The organism is Neoroseomonas lacus, from assembly GCF_014644535.1.
Lineage (GTDB): Bacteria > Pseudomonadota > Alphaproteobacteria > Acetobacterales > Acetobacteraceae > Neoroseomonas > Neoroseomonas lacus.
Map to the genome: position 1 here is coordinate 1 of NZ_BMKW01000012.1, position 17363 is coordinate 17363.

Sequence of the window (17363 nt, forward strand, 5' to 3'; positions counted from 1 at the left end):
TGGATGAAGGGCTGCGCTTCGCCATCCGCGAAGGTGGCCGCACCGTCGGCGCCGGCGTCGTCGCGTCGATCACGAAGTAAGTAACGGCAGGAATTCGGGTCCCAATCCATGGACAACCAGAACATCCGTATCCGCCTCAAGGCGTTCGATCACCGCGTGCTCGATGGCAGCACGCGGGAGATCGTCAACACCGCGAAGCGGACCGGTGCGCGCGTGCGGGGCCCGATCCCTCTGCCGACGCATATCGAGCGTTTCACCGTGAACCGCTCTCCGCATGTCGACAAGAAGTCGCGCGAGCAGTTCGAGATTCGGACTCATCGTCGTCTTCTCGACATCGTTGACCCCACCCCGCAGACCGTGGACGCGCTGATGAAGCTCGACCTCGCCGCGGGCGTGGACGTCGAAATCAAGATCTAAGGCCAGAGGGAAATAGAGCCATGGCCGCGAAAACGGGCCGTACGGGCCTGATCGCGAAAAAGCTGGGTATGTCCCGGCTGTTCAATGAGGACGGTTCGACCGTTCCCGTGACGCTGCTCCATGTGGACAATGTCCGCGTGGTGGCCAAGCGCACCCCGGAGAAGGACGGCTATGACGCCGTCCAGCTCGGCATCGGCGATGCGAAGCCCAAGAACGTCTCCAAGGCGAACAAGGGTCACTTCGCGAAGGCCGGCGTCGAAGCGCCGAAGAAGGTGGTCGAGTTCCGGGTGGGCGCCGATGCGGTGCTCGAGCCCGGCACCGTTCTGTCTTCCGCGCATTTCGTGAAGGGCCAGAAGGTCGACGTCACCGGCGTGACGGTCGGCAAGGGCTTCGCGGGTGCGATGAAGCGCTGGAACTTCGCGGGTCTTGAAGCCTCCCACGGCGTGTCCGTCAGCCATCGTTCGCATGGTTCGACCGGCAACCGTCAGGATCCGGGCAAGACCTTCAAGAACAAGAAGATGGCCGGCCATCTCGGTGTCGAGCGTGTGACCACCCAGAATCTGGAAGTGGCGCTCGTCGACGCGGAGAAGGGTCTGCTGCTGATCAAGGGCGCGGTGCCCGGTTCGAAGGGCGGCTATGTGATGATCCGCGACGCTGAGAAGCGCGCGCGTCACGCTGACGCTCCCTTCCCGACGGCCGCGGCTTGAGGGGCGTAGAGATGCAGATCAACGTCATCACTCTCGACAACGCCGCCGCCGGCGAGATCGAGCTGCCGGAGGCGCTGTTCGGCGCCGCCCCGCGCGCCGACATCATGGCGCGCGTCGTGCACTGGCAGCTCGCCAAGCGCCGCGCCGGCACCCACAAGGCGAAGGGCATGGGCGAGGTCTCCGGGACCACGAAGAAGCCCTATCGCCAGAAGGGTACGGGCAACGCCCGCCAGGGTTCGCTGCGCGCACCGCAGTACCGCAAGGGCGGCGTCGTGCACGGCCCGGTCGTGCGCGATCATGGCTACAGCCTGAACAAGAAGGTGCGCCGTCTCGGGCTCATCTCCGCGCTCAGCCAGAAGGCGGCCGAGGGCAAGCTCGTGGTGCTCGACACCGCGACGCTCGGCGCTGATGCCAAGACCGGCCAGATGGCCGCGAAGCTGAAGGCGCTGGGCTGGAACAGCGCGCTGGTGGTCGATGCCGCGGCGGATGAGCATTTCGCCCGCGTGGTGCGCAACCTGCCGAAGGTGCAGGTGCTGCCGACCATGGGCGCGAATGTCTATGACATCCTCAAGCACGACGTGCTCGCGGTCACCCGCGCCGGCGTCGAAGCGCTGAAGGAGCGGCTGGCATGAGCGACGCGAAGCAGAAGCGCCCGGTGATCGGCCGGGAACGCATGTACCAGACCATCCTGTCGCCGCTGGTGACGGAGAAGGCGACGCTGAACAGCGAGCGCGGCCAGGTCACCTTCAAGGTGGCGACGGACGCGACGAAGCCGCAGATCAAGGCGGCTGTCGAAGGTCTGTTCGGTGTCACGGTCCTCGCGGTCAACACGATCGTGGTCAAGGGCAAGACCAAGCGGTTCAAGAACTTTCCGGGCCGCCGTTCGGATTGGAAGAAGGCGATGGTGCGCCTGGCCGAAGGCCAGAGCATCGACCTCACGACGGGGCTCGCGTAAGTCATGGCGTTGAAGAATTTCAACCCGGTCACGCCCTCGCTGCGCGGCACGATCCTCATCGATCGTTCCGAGCTGTGGAAGGGCGCGCCGGTCAAGGGTCTGACCGAAGGGAAGCATTCCTCGGGCGGGCGCAACCAGCACGGCCGCATCACCGTCCGCTTCCGTGGTGGCGGACATAAGCGCGCCTATCGCTTGGTGGATTTCAAGCGTCGCACGAAGTTCGGCGTGCCGGCCCTCGTCGAGCGGCTGGAATACGATCCGAACCGCACGGCCTTCATCGCGCTGGTGAAGTACCAGGATGGCGAGCTTGCCTATATCCTGGCGCCGCAGCGCCTGAAGGTGGGCGACACTGTGATCTCGGCCGAGAAGGCCGACATCAAGCCGGGCAACGCGATGCCGATGGCGGCGATCCCGGTGGGCACCATCATCCACAACATCGAGCTGAAGCCCGGTGCGGGTGGCAAGCTGGCGCGCTCGGCGGGCACCTTCGCCCAGCTGGTCGGCAAGGATGGTGGCTACGCGCAGGTGAAGCTGCAGTCGGGCGAGCTGCGCCTGATCCGGTCCGAGTGCATGGCCTCGATCGGTGCGGTGTCGAACCCCGACAACAGCAACCAGCAGCTCGGCAAGGCCGGTCGCAGCCGGTGGCTGGGGCGCATGCCGCATAACCGCGGCGTGGTGATGAATCCGGTTGACCATCCGCATGGCGGTGGTGAAGGCCGTACCTCGGGTGGCCGGCATCCGGTCACCCCGTGGGGCAAGCCCACGAAGGGTGCGAAGACCCGTAACAACAAGCGGTCCGACGGCTTCATTGTCCGCCGCCGCAACGCGACGAAGGGCTGACGACAATGTCGCGCAGCGTATGGAAGGGGCCGTTTGTCGACGGCTACCTGCTGAACAAGGCGGAAGCCGCTCGCGCTTCGACGCGCAACGAGATCATCAAGATCTGGTCGCGTCGCAGCACGATCCTGCCGCAGTTCGTCGGCCTGGTTTTCGGTGTCTACAACGGCAAGAAGTTCTTGCCGGTGCAGGTCACCGAGAACATGGTCGGCCACAAGTTCGGCGAATTCTCGCCGACGCGCACCTTCACCGGTCACGCGGCCGACAAGAAGGCGAAGCGGGGCTGATCCGATGAGCAAGCCGAAGCACCCCCGCCTGCTGGCGGAGACCGAAGCCCAGGCGGTGACGTGGAACATCCGCGTCTCCCCGCGCAAGCTGAACCTTGTCGCCGGCATGATCCGTGGCAAGCGCGCGCAGGACGCGGTGGCCGAGCTGACCTTCAGCAAGCGTCGCATCGCCGTGACGGTGAAGAAGACGCTGGAATCCGCCATCGCCAACGCCGAGAACAACCACAGCCTCGATGTCGACCGCTTGGTCGTGCAGCTGGCCGAGGTTGGCCGCGCTTCGGTGATGAAGCGTTTCCATGCGCGTGGCCGCGGCCGTTCTTCCCGCATCGAGAAGTGGTTCAGCCACCTCAAGATCGTGGTGGCCGAACAGCAGCTGGCTGCCACCACCGAGCAGGAGGCCGCGTAATATGGGCCATAAAGTCAATCCGATCGGGCTTCGCCTCGGCATCAACCGCACGTGGGACAGCCGGTGGTACGCCGGTCATGACTACGCGAAGCTGCTGCACGAAGACTTCAAGCTGCGTGAGAAGCTGCTGAAGCGCCTGAAGGGCGCCGGCGTCTCCCGCATCGTGATCGAGCGTCCGGCGAAGAAGCCCCGCGTGACGATCCACGCCGCCCGTCCGGGCGTCGTGATCGGCAAGAAGGGCGCGGACATCGAGGTGCTGCGCAAGGACCTCATGAAGATGGCCGGTGCCGAAGTGGCGCTGAACATCGTCGAGATCCGCAAGCCCGAGATCGACTCGACGCTGGTCGCCGAGAACATCGCGCAGCAGCTGGAGCGCCGCGTGGCGTTCCGCCGCGCGATGAAGCGTGCGGTGCAGTCCGCCATGCGCCTCGGCGCCGGCGGCATTCGTATCAACTGCTCGGGTCGCCTGGGCGGGGCCGAGATCGCGCGCATGGAATGGTATCGTGAAGGCCGCGTGCCTCTGCATACCCTCCGCGCCGATATCGACTACGGCGTGGCGACGGCGAAGACCACCTATGGCACCTGCGGTGTGAAGGTGTGGATCTTCAAGGGCGAGATCATGGGGCACGATCCGATGGCGCAGGACAAGCGCGCCGCGGAACAGGCGCCTCAGCGCTGAAGGTGAAGGACAATGCTGCAGCCTAAGCGCACAAAGTTTCGTAAGGCCCATAAGGGCCGCATTCACGGCCTGGCGAAGGGCGGCTTCACGCTGTCCTTCGGCGGGTTCGGCCTGAAGGCCCTCGAGCCGGAGCGCGTGACCGCGCGCCAGATCGAGGCCGCCCGTCGCGCGATCACTCGCGCGATGAAGCGTCAGGGCCGTGTGTGGATCCGCATTTTCCCGGATGTGCCGGTCTCGACCAAGCCGGCGGAAGTCCGCATGGGTTCCGGCAAGGGGGCGCCCGAGTATTGGGTGGCTCGCGTGAAGCCGGGCCGTGTCATGTTCGAGATCGACGGCGTCAATGCCGAGACGGCGCGTGAAGCGCTCAGCCTCGGTGCGGCGAAGCTGCCGATCAAGACCAAGTTCGTCACCCGTCTGGGTGCGGAGGCCTGATTATGGCTGCGACAAAGATCGGCGATGTCCGCGCGAAGTCGGCGGATGAGCTTTCGACCATGCTGCTCGACCTGCGCAAGGAGCAGTTCAACCTGCGTTTCCAGCGCGCGACCGGCCAGCTTGAGGCGCTTTCGCGTATCAAGCAGGTCCGTCGCGACATCGCGCGGGTGAAGACCATCATCGGGGAGCGTGCGCGCGCTTCCGCACCTCAGGCCTGAGAGGAGACCAGCGGCCATGCCGAAGCGCGTCCTCACCGGGCGGGTCACCAGCGACAAGACGGACAAGACCATCACGGTCCTGGTCGAGCGTCGCGTGATGCATCCGCTCTACAAGAAGTTCATCCGGCGCTCGAAGAAGTACGCTGCGCATGACGATGCCAACCTGTGCAAGGAAGGCGACGTGGTGCAGATCGAGGAATGCCGTCCGATCTCCAAGTCGAAGTCCTGGGTCGTGATCGAGCGCAATGGCGCCTCGCTCGACCGTCCGGCCTTCCTTGGTTCGGCGGAGGCCTGATCCATGATCCAGGTCGAATCCAACCTCGAGGTTGCGGACAATTCCGGCGCCCGTCGCGTCCAGTGCATCAAGGTGCTGGGCGGCTCAAAGCGCAAGACCGCGGGCGTGGGCGACATCATCGTCGTCTCCGTCAAGGAAGCGATTCCGCGCGGCAAGGTGAAGAAGGGGACGGTGGAACGCGCGGTGATCGTGCGGACCTCCTACCCCGTCCGCCGCGCCGACGGCACCGTGATCCGCTTCGACCGCAATGCGGCGGTGCTGATCAACAAGCAGAATGAGCCGATCGGCACGCGCATCTTCGGGCCGGTGGTCCGTGAGCTGCGTGCCAAGAAGTTCATGAAGATCATCTCCCTGGCTCCGGAGGTGCTGTAATCATGGCAGCGAAGATCCGTAAGGGTGATCGCGTCCAGGTCCTCACGGGCAAGGACAAGGGTCGCCAGGGTGAAGTGATCCGGGTTGTCCCCGCCGATGGCCGCGCCTTCGTGCAGGGCATCAACCTGGCCAAGAAGCACCAGAAGCCGCAAGGCATGGGCCGCCCCGGCGGCATCATCGAGAAGGAGGCGTCGATCGACCTCTCCAATCTCGCTCTGCTGGATCCGAAGTCGGGCAAGCCGACCCGGGTCGGGTTCAAGGTGCTCGAGGACGGCAAGAAGGTCCGGGTGGCGAAGGCCTCCGGCGAGGTGCTCGACGCATGAGCGACGTGAAGGAACAGCCGCGGCTACGCCGCTTCTACGAGGAGGAGGTGCGCAAGGCCCTCTCTTCGGAATTCGGGTACAAGAACCCGATGGAAGTGCCGAAGCTGACGAAGATCGTCATCAACATGGGCGTCGGCGAAGCCGCCGGCGACCAGAAGAAGCTCGACGCCGCTGTCGCCGAGCTGACGATGATCTCGGGCCAGAAGCCGGTGAAGACCAAGGCGAAGAAGGCCATCGCGGGCTTCAAGATCCGCGAAGGCATGGCGATCGGCACGAAGGTGACGCTCCGCCAGCAGCGCATGTACGAGTTCCTTGACCGGCTCGTGACGATCGCACTGCCTCGCCTGCGTGACTTCCGTGGGCTGCCGGGGAACAAGGGCTTCGACGGGCGGGGGAATTTCTCCCTTGGCCTCAAGGAGCAGATCGTGTTCCCCGAGATCAGCTACGACAAGGTCGACGCGATCCGCGGCATGGACATTGTTTTCGTCACCACGGCGAAGACCGATAAGGAAGCGAAGGCCCTGTTGAAGGCCTTCCAACTTCCCTTCCAGAACTGATTTTTGGAAAACCGCCGGGGGCAGCCCCGGCAGGTTCCGGAGGACCTAGACGGCATGGCCAAGACCTCGTCTGTCGAGAAGAACAAGCGTCGTGAGAAGCTGTCGAAGCTTCACGCGCCGAAGCGCGCCGCCCTGAAGTCCGTGATCATGGATCGCGAACTTCCGGTGGAGGAGCGCTTCGAAGCGACGCTGAAGCTCGCACAGTTTCCCCGCAACGGCGCGAAGAACCGCGTCCGCCTGCGTTGTGAGATCACCGGGCGCCCCCGCGGGAATTACCGCAAGTTCAAGCTCTGCCGTAACCAGCTGCGGGAATTGGCCTCGAAGGGCCAGATCCCCGGTGTGGTCAAGGCGAGCTGGTAAGGAAGGACCGGCCATGTCCATGTCCGATCCGTTGGGTGACATGCTCACCCGCATTCGCAACGCCCAGTCGGCGCGCCAGTCGCGCTGCAAGGCGCCAGCGTCCAAGCTGCGCGAGAACGTGCTCGAAGTGCTGAAGCGCGAGGGTTACATCCGCGCCTGGCGCACCGAAGAACTGCGCCCTGGGCTGCGGTTCATCGATATCGAGCTGAAGTATTCGGAAGGCGAGCCCGCCATCAAGGAGATCATGCGCGTCTCCAAGCCTGGCCGGCGCGTCTATTCGAAGATCGCGGAGCTGCCGAAGTTCTATAACGGGCTCGGCACGTCGATCCTCTCCACGCCGCGCGGCGTGATGAGCGAAAATGAGGCCCGCGCCGCCAATGTTGGCGGCGAAGTCCTCTGCCGCGTGTTCTGACGGGGGCTGAACAGATGTCTCGCGTTGGGAAATATCCTGTGCCGGTTCCCGCGGGCGTTACGCTCGCGCTGGCTGGCCGCACGCTGACTGCCAAGGGCAAGCTCGGTGAGCTGACGCTCGACCTCACGGATGACGTGGATGTCGAGATCAAGCCGACCGAGGTTGCCGTCTCTCCCCGCCGCACGGACCGCCGCTCGCGGACCATGTGGGGGACGACGCGCAGCCTAATCAACTCGATGGTGACGGGTGTCTCCACTGGCTTCGTGAAGGCCATGGAGATCAATGGCACCGGCTACCGCGCCGCGGTGCAGGGCTCTGATCTGGTGCTGAACCTCGGCTACAGCCATGAGATCCGCTACCCGATCCCTGCCGGGATCAAGATCACCTGCGAGAGGCCGACCGCCGTGAAGGTGGAAGGCTCCGACAAGCGCCAGGTTGGTCAGGTGGCGGCCGAGATCCGCGCCTATCGTGGCCCCGAGCCCTACAAGGGCAAGGGCGTCAAATACGCGAACGAGACCATCCTCCGGAAGGAGGGTAAGAAGAAGTAATGGCCAGCAAGCTCGACCTCGAGGCACGCCGCCGGCGTCGCCTCCGCTTCCAGCTCCGGCAGAAATCCGGCGGGCGCGTGCGCCTGTCGGTGTTCCGCTCGGGCAAGCACATCTACGCGCAGATCATCGACGACAAGCAGGGGCGTACGCTCGCCGCCGCTTCGTCGATCGAGAAGTCGATGCGCGAGGGAATGAAGACCGGCGCCGACAAGGACGCCGCGGCGGCCGTCGGCAAGCTGGTCGCTGAGCGGGCGATTGCGGCCGGGGTGACGGAAGTCGTCTTCGACCGTGGTCCCTACCTGTATCATGGGCGCGTCAAGGCGCTCGCGGACGGCGCCCGCGAGGGCGGGCTGTCGTTCTGAGGGGCTGACAAATGGCATATGCACCGAGGTCCGGCGGCGAGGGTGGCGGCGATGGTGGTCGCGAGCGCCGGGGCCGCCGTCGTGACGGCGACAACAGCAATCGTCAGGACCGTCAGGACGGCGATGAGCTGAAGGACAAGCTCGTCACCATCAACCGCGTCGCCAAGGTGGTGAAGGGTGGCCGTCGCTTCTCCTTCGCCGCGCTGGTCGTGGTCGGCGACGAGAAGGGTCGCGTGGGCTGGGGTGCGGGTAAGGCCCGCGAAGTGCCGGAGGCTATCCGCAAGGCGACGGAACGTGCGAAGCGCACGATGATCCGCGTGCCGATGCGCGAAGGCCGGACCCTGCACCACGATGTGATCGGCGAGTTCGGTGCCGGTCGCGTCATCCTGCGCGCGGCGCCCGCCGGTACCGGCATCATCGCCGGTGGTCCGATGCGTGCGGTGTTCGAGACGCTGGGCATGGGCGACGTCGTCGCCAAGTGCACCGGCTCCGCGAACCCGCACAACATGGTCAAGGCGACTTTCGCGGCGCTGACGCGCTGCACCTCGCCGCGCGCGGTTGCCGCGCGTCGTGGCAAGAAGGTCGCCGACATGCTCGGCCAGAAGAAGGACGCCCCTGAGGCGACGGAGGCCGCGAATGGCTGACGAAAAGAAGACCGTGACGGTGACCCAGCTTGGGTCCCCGATCGGCCGCAAGCCGGGCCAGAAGGAGACCCTCATCGGTCTCGGCCTCAACAAGCGTCATCGCACGCGTGAGCTGGAAGACACCCCGGCCGTGCGTGGGATGATCCGCAAGGTGGCCCACCTCATCAAGGTGGAGGGCTGATCACATGAAGCTCAATGAACTGCGCGACAACGAGGGCGCCCGCCCGAAGTTCAAGCGCATCGGCCGTGGCATCGGCTCCGGCAAGGGCAAGACCTCGGGCCGTGGCGTGAAGGGTCAGAAGGCCCGCACCGGCGTGTCGCTGAATGGGTTCGAGGGCGGTCAGCTCCCGATCTATCGGCGCATGCCCAAGCGCGGCTTCGTGAACATCTTCCGCGTTCACTACGCCATCCTGAACCTCGGTACGCTGGATGCGGCGATCGAGGACGGGCGCCTGCCGGCCGGTCAGCCGATCGACGAAGCGGCGCTCAAGGCGGCTGGCCTGGTGCGTTCCGCCGCCAAGTATGCGGGTGTCCGTCTGCTGGCGAAGGGAGAGATCAAGCGCGCGGTGATCATTGCGGTCTCCGGTGCCTCGGCGGCCGCCATCGCGGCGATCGAGGCGGCGGGTGGTGCCGTCACGGTCACGGCCGCGCCGGCGGAAGCCGCGTCCGAGTGACCCTTGTGCCCGACCGGCCGCATGGCTAGGTCAGGGTCCGGTCTTCGCTGCGGCGCGCGGGGAAACCTGTGCGCCGCAGTGCGCTTGTAGGCAGGGACCGAGTCGCGGCCGCCGGCGTCCTGCCGCGGTCGAACGGTCTCCAGGAGGATAGGCATGGCGTCGGCGGCTGAACAGGCGATGTCGAACCTCAACTTCGGGGTGCTCGCCAAGGCGACCGAACTCAAGAAGCGCATCTGGTTCACCCTGGGTGCGCTTATTGTTGTCCGCATCGGCACCTATATCCCCGTCCCCGGCGTCGATGCCGCGGTGATGGGGGAGATCCTGGCCCAGCACGGGTCGGGCATCCTGGGCATGTTCGACATGTTCACCGGTGGTGCGCTCGGGCGCATGACCGTCTTCGCGCTCAACATCATGCCCTATATCAGCGCCTCGATCATCGTGCAGTTGATGACCGCGGCGATTCCCGCCTGGGAAACGCTGAAGAAGGAAGGCGAGTCGGGTCGCAAGAAGCTCAACCAGTACACCCGCTATCTGACCGTCATCATCGCGGTGTTCCAGGCCTGGGGCATTGCCGTGGGGCTCGAGTCGATGCGCGGGCAATTCGGCGCCGCCGTCTATGACCCCGGCTGGTTCTTCCGCCTGTCCTGCGTCATCACGCTGGTCGGCGGCACCATGTTCCTGATGTGGCTCGGCGAGCAGATCACCGCGCGCGGCGTCGGCAACGGCATCAGCCTGATCATCTTCGCGGGTATTGTCGCTAACCTGCCTTCGGCGCTGATCAGCACGCTGGAACTTGGCCGAACCGGTGCCCTGTCAACCATCTTCATCATCTTTTTCCTGCTGGTGGCGCTCGGCGTGATCGCCTTTGTGGTGTTCATCGAGCGCGCCCAGCGGCGCATCCCGGTGCAATACCCGAAGCGCCAGGTTGGCAATCGTATGTTCAGCGGCGAGGCAACCCATCTGCCGCTGAAGCTGAACACCGCGGGTGTCATCCCGCCGATCTTCGCCTCCTCGCTGCTGCTGCTGCCGGCGACGATTGCCGGCTTCTCGACCGATCCGACGCAGGAAGGCTGGCTGCAGACGATCACCGGCATGATGGCCCATGGGCGACCACTCTACATGGTGCTCTACATGGCGCTGATCGTGTTCTTCGCCTTCTTCTACACCGCCGTGGTGTTCAACCCTACCGAGACGGCGGACAACCTGAAGAAGTATGGCGGTTTCGTGCCCGGCATCCGCCCGGGGCAGAACACCGCGGACTATCTGGACCGGGTGCTGACCAGGCTGACGGTGATCGGCGCCATTTATCTGGTCATCGTCTGCATCATCCCCGAGATCCTGATCAGCCAGTATGGCGTGCCATTTTATTTCGGAGGCACTTCCCTGTTGATCATCGTCTCTGTCACCATGGACACGGTGGCGCAGGTGCAGTCGCATCTCTTCGCCCACCAGTACGAAGGCCTGATCAAGAAGGCCAGGCTGGGCGGGCGCGGTTCGCCTCGGCCGCGCTGAGCGAGGGGAAGTACGAATGAACCTGATCCTTCTGGGCCCGCCGGGAGCGGGGAAGGGGACGCAGGCCAAGCGCCTGGAGGACCAATTTGGGATCGCCCAGATCTCGACCGGGGACATGCTGCGCGCCGAGGTCAAGTCTGGCAGCGAGATCGGCCTGACCGCCAAGGCGATCATGGAACGGGGCGAGCTCGTGCCCGACGCGGTGATCACCGCCATGCTGGCGGACCGCGTCTCGCGCCCCGACTGTGCCAAGGGGTTCATCCTGGATGGCTTCCCGCGCACCGAGCCGCAGGCCGCCGCCCTCGACCGCATGCTCGCCGAGAAGGGGCTACAGCTCGACCATGTGATCGAGCTGAAGGTCGACGACTCGGCCCTGGTCGACCGCATCGCGGGGCGCTTCACCTGCGCCACCTGCGGGGCGGGCTACCACGATACCTTCAAGCCGACCGCCAAGGCCGGTGTATGTGATGTCTGCGGCGGGACGCAATTCACCCGTCGCGCCGACGACAAGGCCGAGACGGTGGCAGCGAGGCTCGAGGCCTACCACCGCCAGACGGCACCGCTGCTGCCCTATTACGCCGCGCAGGGAAAGCTGCGCGGGGTCGATGGGATGGCGTCCATGGACGAGGTGGCCCGACAGATCGGCGTCATCCTGTCCGCTAGGGGTTGACGGAACAGGCGGCCGAGGCTAGATCGCCCCCTCCCGCGGACGGGGGTTACTCTGGCCGCCGATTTTCGTTGCACGACTGGTTCACTGCGCCGAAGGGGCTTCTTGCCTCAAGCGGCGGTTTTCGGGGCATGGCCCCAGGAGAGGCACTGTGGCGCGCATCGCCGGCGTGAACATCCCGACCAACAAGCGGGTGCTCATTTCGCTTCGCTACATCTTCGGCATCGGGCCGTCGAATGCGAAGGATATCTGCGGCAAGCTCGGTATCCCCGACGACCGCCGTGTTAACCAGCTGACGGATGACGAAGTCCTTCGCATCCGCGAGATGATTGATCGTGACTACCGCGTCGAGGGCGACCTCCGGCGTGAACAGGCGATGAATATCAAGCGGCTGATGGATCTCGGCTGCTACCGTGGCCTGCGTCACCGCAAGGGTCTGCCGACCCGCGGCCAGCGCACCCACACGAACGCCCGCACCCGCAAGGGCAAGGCCGTGGCGATCGCCGGCAAGAAGAAGGTGACGAAGTAGTATGGCCCGCGAACCCCGCGCCGGCGCCCGTGGCCCGGTCAAGCGCAAGGAACGGAAGAACATCAGCTCGGGCGTTGCCCATGTGCTGGCGTCCTTCAATAACACCATCGTGACCATCACGGACGCCCAGGGCAACGCGATTGCTTGGTCGTCCTCCGGGTCGCAGGGCTTCAAGGGCAGCCGCAAGTCCACGCCGTATGCCGCGCAGGTCGCGGCCGAGGACGCTGGCCGCAAGGCCCGCGAACACGGCATGGAAACGCTGGAAATCATGGTGTCCGGCCCCGGTTCGGGTCGTGAATCGGCGCTGCGCGCCCTTCAGGCGGTCGGCTTCTACGTCACCGCCATCAAGGACGTGACGCCCATCCCGCATAACGGCTGCCGGCCGCGCAAGCGTCGTCGCGTCTGAGGACGCGCTACTAGGGTGGCATGTCTGAGGACGCGCCACCCGGGTCGCGGTTGAACGCGGCCCGACGCTGTACGGCGGCATGGCCTGAAGGAGAGAGTGATCGTGCTCGAGAGGAATTGGCGTTCGCTGATCGAGACGCAGAAGTCCGTCGAAATGGGGGCGGACCCGCTGCGCACGGCGACCGTCGTGCTGGAGCCGCTGGAGCGCGGTTTCGGCATGACGCTGGGCAACGCGCTGCGTCGCGTGCTGCTGTCGTCGCTGCAGGGTGCGTCCGTCACCGCCATCCGCATCGACGGCGTGCTGCATGAATTCAGCAGCATCCAGGGCGTGCGCGAAGACGTGACGGACATCGTCCTGAACGTGAAGCAGCTGGCCATCCGCATGCAGGGCGATGGCCCGAAGCGGCTAGCTCTGACCGCGACCGGCCCTGGCGAAGTCACTGCCGGCCAGATCCAGACCACCGGCGACATCGAGATCGCGAACCCCGAGCTCGTGCTGTGCACGCTCGATGACGGGGCGAAGCTCGTGATGGAACTGACGGTCGATATCGGCAAGGGTTACGTCCCGGCGGCCGAGAACCGGCCCGAGGATGCGCCGATCGGCCTGATCCCGGTCGATGCGATCTATTCCCCGGTGCGCCGCGTGGCGTATCGCGTGGAACCGACCCGTGTCGGCCAGCGCACCGATTTCGACAAGCTGATCCTGACGGTCGAGACGGACGGCACGCTCGCCCCCGAGGATGCGGTGGGCGTCGCCGCCCGCATCCTGCAGGAACAGCTGCAGATCCTGATCAACTTCGACGAGCCGCGCGCGCGCGTCGAGGAAGAGATCCGCGACGACCTGCCGTTCAACCGCAACCTCCTCCGCAAGGTGGACGAGCTGGAACTGTCGGTTCGCAGCGCGAACTGCCTGAAGAACGACAACATCGTCTATATCGGCGACCTGGTTCAGAAGACCGAGCAGGAAATGCTCCGCACCCCGAATTTCGGGCGCAAGTCGCTGAACGAGATCAAGGAAGTCCTCGCTTCGATGGGCCTGGGCCTCGGCATGACCGTCACCGGTTGGCCGCCCGAGAACATCGAGGAACTCGCGAAGAAGGTCGAGGAGCCCTTCTAAGGGCTGCCCGGTTAAGGATAAACCACCATGCGTCACGGAATGGCTGGGCGTAAGCTCAATGTCACCTCGTCCCACCGCCTCGCCATGTTCCGCAACATGGCGACCTCGCTGCTGAAGCACGAGCAGATCACCACCACGCTGCCCAAGGCGAAGGAGCTGCGCCCGTATGTCGAGCGCATCATCACGCTCGGCAAGCGCGGCGGCCTGCATGCCCGCCGTCAGGCGATGGCGCAGATCCGCGACGAGAAGGTGGTGGCGAAGCTCTTCACCGAGATCGCCGACCGCTACAAGGGTCGTGCGGGCGGTTATTGCCGCGTGCTGCGCGCCGGCGTGCGGTACGGCGATGCCGCGACCATGGCGGTGATCGAACTTGTGGACCGCAACGTTGCCGCCAAGGGCCTCGACAGCGGCCCGAAGCAGGAAGTGGCCGAGGAGGCAGCTGAGGCCTGATCCACGCCTCCGGCGTGGCAACGGACAGAAGGGCGGCTGGGCAACCAGCCGCCCTTTTTCGTGCCGAGCTGACCATCATATTGATATTTCTTCATGGAATCTTAGCCACTCTGCGAAGGGGCTGACTTTTCTGAACGGTACTTCCCGTTGCGCCGGCACCCATCGGGTGCCCCCATGGCGCGAGAGAGCGGTGAATGTCTGAACAACACGTCGTATTTGTCGGGATAGATGGGCTCCAGCTGGAACAGCTGCTGCTGCAAGGCCTCAAAGGGGGCGCCGAGGCGCTGAACAGCCTCGATATCGTCGAGAGCTATACCGGCGGGGAGGAAGGCACGGATTCCGAACAGGCAACCTCGAGCGGACCAGGCTGGTCCACCCTGTTGACCGGCGTCTGGACGGACCAGCATGGCGTCACCAGCAACAATGGCGCGGCGATCAACGGCGAGGTCGACAGCGTCTTTGAACTGGTCGATGCGGCAATCCCGGATGCGACGATCGCCTCGATCGTCCATTGGGACGACATCAACACCGGGCATTTCTCCGCCGAGGTGGAGTCCGGCATCATCGACTACGCGCTGAGTGGCCTCTCCGACCAAACCGTGACCGATGCGGCGGTCAACATGATCGACACCGTCGCGCCCGACTTCATGTTCCTGCAACTCGATGACGTTGACGGCGCCGGCCACAATTCGGGTTTTGGCGACGCCTACGCGGCCGCGATCAACACCGTGTCGCAACAATTGGCCGAGATCCTGGCCGCGGTCGATGCCCGCGAGGCGGCCAATCCCGAGGAGGATTGGCTGGTCGTTGTCTCCACCGACCATGGCCGCGATCCGAACACCGGCTCCGGCCACGGCAACCAGACCGACAGCGAGCGGCGGACCTTCATTGCCGCGAATGAGGAACTGGCGACCCTCGCCGATGGCGTGCCGGCGACCTCGGTGGTCGCGACGATCCTCGATTTCCTCAACATCTCCTTCACCGTGGGCTCAGATGGGCTGCAGAGCGGCTCGGTGCTCGAAGGCGCCGCCGACCCGCTGCCGCCGCAGATCGAGGCCTTCATCACGCCGGCCGATGACGAGGCACGCGTCGGTGTCGACACCGCCCTGTCCTTCCGCTTCAACGAGGCGGTGGAACTCGGCATGGGCACGATCACCATCCACAACGCCAAGGACAACAGCGTCGTCGCCACCATCGATGTGACCGCCGGCGCGGTCAGCGTCGCCGGGGACACGGTGACGATCAACCTGCCGCAGGCGCTCGCCGCCGAGACCTCGTATTACGTGCTGATCGACGAGGGCGCCTTCACCGACGGCAGCAACGGTTTCTTCGGCATCAGCGATCCGACCGCCTGGAACTTCGCAACCGAGGCCGATCTGGCCGCGCCCGAGGTGGTGGGGACGACGCCGGCCGACGATGCTGCGGCGGTCCCGGTCGATGCCGATCTCACCATCAGCTTCAACGAAGCCGTGGTCGCCGGCGAGGGCAACATCGTCGTGCGTCGCGTCGCCGATGGCTCCGTCTTCGAATCCGTCGCGGTCACCTCGGACGCGGTCACCATTGACGGCAAGACGGTCACCATCGACCTCGCCGGCACGCTGGAAGCCGGTGTCGAATATTATGTGCAGGTCGATGACGGTGCGCTGCGCGACACCTCGACGCGCATCACGCTGTTTACCGAGGATTTCGAGAAGGTCGAGCTCGGCCCCTTCGTCAGCCCCACCGAAGGTGGCGGCGACGGCACCGACTTCACGACCGAGGCGCCCGAGGGCTGGACCAAGGACAACACCACGACACCGACCGGCGGGCCGTTGGAATTCTTCGGCTGGACGGTGCTGGACAAGAATTCCTGGGCCACCAGCACGGGCAACCAGGGTCGTGCCGACTTCACCAATGCCTCGGGCGCCGTGCTGGTGGCCGACGCAGACGAGTATGACGACGGCGCGGCCGATGTCGGCTCGAATCTGTTCAACGCCTATATCAAGACGCCGAATATCTCGCTCGCCGGCGTCGAGGCCCGCACGGCGACGGTGACCTTCGACTCCAGCTGGCGGGCCGAAGGCACCCAGAAGGCGGCCGTCGACGTTTCCTATGACGGCGGCGTTACTTGGTCGCGCGTGATGCTGTTCGATTCGGATGCCTCCTCCGCCGACTACAAGTCCGATGCGACGAATGAGAGCGTGACCGTCTCGCTCGACAATCCGGCCGGGGCGACCGAAGCCATCATCCGCTTCGGCCTGTTCGACGCGGGCAACAATTGGTGGTGGGCGGTCGACGACATCGCCGTGCAGGCCGAAGGCGGCGCCGGCGGCATCACCGGCAACGCCTTCGCCGGGATCCTCGACGATACGAGCTGGACCTTCACCACCAAGGCGTCGGAAGGCATGCTCGTCGAGGGCAACAACCAAGCCAATGTGCTGGCCGGCGGTGCCGGCGGCGACACCATCATCGGCTACGACAGCGCCGACTCGCTGTCGGGCGGCCTCGGCGACGACACGATCGACGGCGGCAACGGCCTTGATACGCTGCTTGGTGGTGGCGGCGATGACCAGCTTGAGGGCCAGAAAGGCAGTGACGTCCTGCTCGGCGGCGACGGCCAGGACGCGCTCTTCGGCGGTGGCGGCCAGGATCGTCTCGATGGCGATCAGGGCAACGATGTCCTGCTTGGAGGCGTCGGCCTCGACACACTCTCGGGCGGTGCCGGCGGTGACCTGCTGGACGGCGGCGACGATGCCGACTGGCTGGCGGGCGGTGAGGGGCAGGACACGCTCCTCGGCGGCAAGGGTGGCGACCTCATGCAGGGCGATGCCGGCGCCGATACGCTGGAGGGCGGCGGCGGCTTGGACACTCTCGAAGGTGGCGAGGGTGACGACCTGCTGCTTGGCCAGGCCGGTTGGGACATACTGCATGGTGGTGCCGGCAGCGACACGCTGGAAGGCGGCACCGGGCGCGACATCTTCGCCTTCGGCCCGGCCGGCGGCGACGACATCGTGCTCGACTTCACGGCGCGGGACTGGATCCGCCTTGACGGCGGCCTGACCGTCGGCTCGATCGAGCAACTGATGGTCGACAGCGACGGCCTCCTCGACACGGTGCTGAATTTCGATGATGGCACCAGCGCGACGCTGTACAATTTCAGCGGCACCATCGAGCAGATCGCCTTCGTCTGACGCGCTTCCCCCGATCGGCCGACCGGCC

At 65.5% G+C, this 17363-nt stretch carries 29 protein-coding genes; all 29 read left to right on the plus strand.

Translation table 11 applies throughout. The features are described 5' to 3' along the window. A partial coding sequence (locus IEY36_RS22005) for an EF-Tu C-terminal domain-related protein (protein ID WP_188971342.1) occupies positions 1-80 on the plus strand: 80 nt, incomplete at its 5' end. Between the two features lie 28 nt (positions 81-108). Next, positions 109-417: a 30S ribosomal protein S10 gene (gene rpsJ, locus IEY36_RS22010; RefSeq protein ID WP_137127378.1), complete on the plus strand. Its 309-nt coding sequence runs from the start codon at positions 109-111 to the stop codon at positions 415-417. A 20-nt stretch (positions 418-437) separates the two neighbouring features. After that, positions 438-1124 carry a 50S ribosomal protein L3 gene (gene rplC / locus IEY36_RS22015; protein WP_188970917.1) on the plus strand — a complete coding sequence of 229 codons (687 nt, stop codon included), beginning with the start codon at positions 438-440 and terminating at the stop codon, positions 1122-1124. Between the two features lie 11 nt (positions 1125-1135). Beyond that, positions 1136-1756, plus strand: coding sequence for a 50S ribosomal protein L4 (gene rplD, locus IEY36_RS22020; protein WP_188970919.1), 621 nt, complete (start codon positions 1136-1138; stop codon positions 1754-1756). A 26-nt stretch (positions 1757-1782) separates the two neighbouring features. Then, the gene (locus IEY36_RS22025; RefSeq protein WP_456307056.1) at positions 1783-2079 is read left to right on the plus strand and encodes a 50S ribosomal protein L23; all 297 of its coding nucleotides are present in this window, start codon (positions 1783-1785) and stop codon (positions 2077-2079) included. Positions 2080-2082: 3 nt separating this feature from the next. After that, the gene (gene rplB / locus IEY36_RS22030) at positions 2083-2919 is read left to right on the plus strand and encodes a 50S ribosomal protein L2 (RefSeq protein ID WP_188970923.1); all 837 of its coding nucleotides are present in this window, start codon (positions 2083-2085) and stop codon (positions 2917-2919) included. Between the two features lie 5 nt (positions 2920-2924). After that, positions 2925-3203: a 30S ribosomal protein S19 gene (gene rpsS / locus IEY36_RS22035; RefSeq protein ID WP_188970925.1), complete on the plus strand. Its 279-nt coding sequence runs from the start codon at positions 2925-2927 to the stop codon at positions 3201-3203. 4 nt (positions 3204-3207) lie between these two features. Next, complete coding sequence (gene rplV, locus IEY36_RS22040; protein WP_188970927.1) at positions 3208-3609, plus strand: 50S ribosomal protein L22; 402 nt, start codon at positions 3208-3210, stop codon at positions 3607-3609. 1 nt (position 3610) lies between these two features. Continuing rightward, on the plus strand, positions 3611-4288 hold the full coding sequence (gene rpsC, locus IEY36_RS22045) for a 30S ribosomal protein S3 (RefSeq protein ID WP_188970928.1): 678 nt from the start codon (positions 3611-3613) through the stop codon (positions 4286-4288). 12 nt (positions 4289-4300) lie between these two features. Continuing rightward, the gene (gene rplP / locus IEY36_RS22050; protein ID WP_188970929.1) at positions 4301-4720 is read left to right on the plus strand and encodes a 50S ribosomal protein L16; all 420 of its coding nucleotides are present in this window, start codon (positions 4301-4303) and stop codon (positions 4718-4720) included. Between the two features lie 2 nt (positions 4721-4722). Further along, a complete protein-coding gene (gene rpmC, locus IEY36_RS22055) occupies positions 4723-4938 on the plus strand; it encodes a 50S ribosomal protein L29 (RefSeq protein ID WP_188970930.1) in 216 nt (71 codons plus the stop codon). A gap of 16 nt (positions 4939-4954) precedes the next feature. After that, positions 4955-5233 (plus strand): 30S ribosomal protein S17, encoded by a 279-nt coding sequence (gene rpsQ, locus IEY36_RS22060; RefSeq protein ID WP_188970931.1) that lies wholly within the window; start codon positions 4955-4957, stop codon positions 5231-5233. 3 nt (positions 5234-5236) lie between these two features. Further along, on the plus strand, positions 5237-5605 hold the full coding sequence (gene rplN / locus IEY36_RS22065; RefSeq protein WP_188970932.1) for a 50S ribosomal protein L14: 369 nt from the start codon (positions 5237-5239) through the stop codon (positions 5603-5605). Positions 5606-5607: 2 nt separating this feature from the next. Continuing rightward, positions 5608-5928, plus strand: coding sequence for a 50S ribosomal protein L24 (rplX, locus tag IEY36_RS22070; RefSeq protein WP_188970933.1), 321 nt, complete (start codon positions 5608-5610; stop codon positions 5926-5928). Next, on the plus strand, positions 5925-6485 hold the full coding sequence (gene rplE / locus IEY36_RS22075) for a 50S ribosomal protein L5 (RefSeq protein WP_188970934.1): 561 nt from the start codon (positions 5925-5927) through the stop codon (positions 6483-6485). Before rplX ends, rplE begins: the two co-directional genes overlap by 4 nt. A gap of 54 nt (positions 6486-6539) precedes the next feature. Continuing rightward, positions 6540-6845, plus strand: a complete 306-nt coding sequence (gene rpsN, locus IEY36_RS22080; protein WP_188970940.1) for a 30S ribosomal protein S14 — start codon at positions 6540-6542, stop codon at positions 6843-6845. 13 nt (positions 6846-6858) lie between these two features. Then, positions 6859-7257, plus strand: coding sequence for a 30S ribosomal protein S8 (gene rpsH / locus IEY36_RS22085; RefSeq protein WP_188970941.1), 399 nt, complete (start codon positions 6859-6861; stop codon positions 7255-7257). Positions 7258-7271: 14 nt separating this feature from the next. After that, positions 7272-7805, plus strand: a complete 534-nt coding sequence (rplF, locus tag IEY36_RS22090; RefSeq protein ID WP_188970942.1) for a 50S ribosomal protein L6 — start codon at positions 7272-7274, stop codon at positions 7803-7805. Next, entirely contained in the window at positions 7805-8167 is a 363-nt protein-coding gene (gene rplR, locus IEY36_RS22095; protein ID WP_188970943.1) for a 50S ribosomal protein L18, read from the plus strand. Before rplF ends, rplR begins: the two co-directional genes overlap by 1 nt. A gap of 11 nt (positions 8168-8178) precedes the next feature. Then, positions 8179-8811, plus strand: coding sequence for a 30S ribosomal protein S5 (rpsE, locus tag IEY36_RS22100; protein ID WP_188970944.1), 633 nt, complete (start codon positions 8179-8181; stop codon positions 8809-8811). Then, the gene (gene rpmD, locus IEY36_RS22105) at positions 8804-8992 is read left to right on the plus strand and encodes a 50S ribosomal protein L30 (protein ID WP_188970945.1); all 189 of its coding nucleotides are present in this window, start codon (positions 8804-8806) and stop codon (positions 8990-8992) included. The genes rpsE and rpmD overlap by 8 nt, the downstream gene beginning before the upstream one ends. A 4-nt stretch (positions 8993-8996) precedes the next feature. Continuing rightward, entirely contained in the window at positions 8997-9485 is a 489-nt protein-coding gene (gene rplO / locus IEY36_RS22110) for a 50S ribosomal protein L15 (protein ID WP_188970946.1), read from the plus strand. A gap of 153 nt (positions 9486-9638) precedes the next feature. Continuing rightward, on the plus strand, positions 9639-10997 hold the full coding sequence (gene secY / locus IEY36_RS22115; RefSeq protein WP_188970948.1) for a preprotein translocase subunit SecY: 1359 nt from the start codon (positions 9639-9641) through the stop codon (positions 10995-10997). Positions 10998-11013: 16 nt separating this feature from the next. Beyond that, positions 11014-11667: an adenylate kinase gene (locus tag IEY36_RS22120; protein ID WP_188970950.1), complete on the plus strand. Its 654-nt coding sequence runs from the start codon at positions 11014-11016 to the stop codon at positions 11665-11667. A 148-nt stretch (positions 11668-11815) separates the two neighbouring features. Continuing rightward, on the plus strand, positions 11816-12193 hold the full coding sequence (rpsM, locus tag IEY36_RS22125; protein WP_188970952.1) for a 30S ribosomal protein S13: 378 nt from the start codon (positions 11816-11818) through the stop codon (positions 12191-12193). 1 nt (position 12194) lies between these two features. Further along, positions 12195-12599: a 30S ribosomal protein S11 gene (gene rpsK / locus IEY36_RS22130; RefSeq protein WP_137127401.1), complete on the plus strand. Its 405-nt coding sequence runs from the start codon at positions 12195-12197 to the stop codon at positions 12597-12599. 99 nt (positions 12600-12698) lie between these two features. Continuing rightward, positions 12699-13715 (plus strand): DNA-directed RNA polymerase subunit alpha, encoded by a 1017-nt coding sequence (locus IEY36_RS22135; protein WP_188971344.1) that lies wholly within the window; start codon positions 12699-12701, stop codon positions 13713-13715. Between the two features lie 27 nt (positions 13716-13742). Further along, on the plus strand, positions 13743-14165 hold the full coding sequence (gene rplQ / locus IEY36_RS22140) for a 50S ribosomal protein L17 (RefSeq protein ID WP_188970954.1): 423 nt from the start codon (positions 13743-13745) through the stop codon (positions 14163-14165). 194 nt (positions 14166-14359) lie between these two features. Next, entirely contained in the window at positions 14360-17335 is a 2976-nt protein-coding gene (locus IEY36_RS22145; protein ID WP_188970956.1) for an Ig-like domain-containing protein, read from the plus strand. The last annotated feature ends 28 nt before the right edge of the window (positions 17336-17363 follow it).